At 54.0% G+C, this 639-nt stretch carries 1 protein-coding gene; it reads left to right on the top strand.

The annotated features are described in order from the left end of the window. Positions 1–87: 87 nt before the first annotated feature. Positions 88–639, top strand: a 552-nt coding sequence (locus C7I36_RS16915; protein WP_146137359.1) for an ISAs1 family transposase, incomplete at its 3' end; no start/stop codon positions are given.

Below are 639 nucleotides of genomic sequence, written 5' to 3' on the forward strand. Positions count from 1 at the left end.
CAGGGCGGGATCATACTTTGTTAATGAAATTTGAACGGGTGGATCGTCTGTGATCTAATCAGCACCTCTTGCCGAAGGAGCCTGACCATGACCCTGATAGAACACCTTACCCTTGTTGAAGAAACCCGTTCAGATATCAACCAAAAGCATGACCTGGTGGACGTCATGTTCCTGGTTATCAGCGCCATCATGGCCGGCGCAGAAGGTTGGCAAGACATTGAAACCTATGGCGATGCCAAAGCCGACTGGTTGCGTCGGTACCGCCCCTTTACTCATGGCATTCCGCGTCGGCATACCATTGCACGCATTCTCCGTTGCATAGTGATTGAATCCTTGCTGGAGGCCTTGCTGAACTGGGTCAATGAACATCGCACCCATCACGGCAAGCCCATTATTGCCTTCGACGGTAAGGTGTTGCGCGGCTCCTACCGTAACAACGCCGCTCAGGCGGTGCAGCTGGTCACGGCTTACGATACCGAAAACGGCCTGGTGTTGAGTCAAAAAGCCACCCCGTCCAAGAAGGGAGAAATCGCGACGGTCCGGGACATGCTGGATATGCTCAACCTCAACGGCGCCGTGGTGACCCTGGATGCGCTGCACTGTCAGCGGGAGACCCTGGAAAAAATCCAGGACAAAAAA

Origin of the sequence: Zobellella taiwanensis, from assembly GCF_003012795.1 — a bacterium.
GTDB classification, from domain to species: Bacteria; Pseudomonadota; Gammaproteobacteria; order Enterobacterales; family Aeromonadaceae; genus Oceanimonas; species Oceanimonas taiwanensis.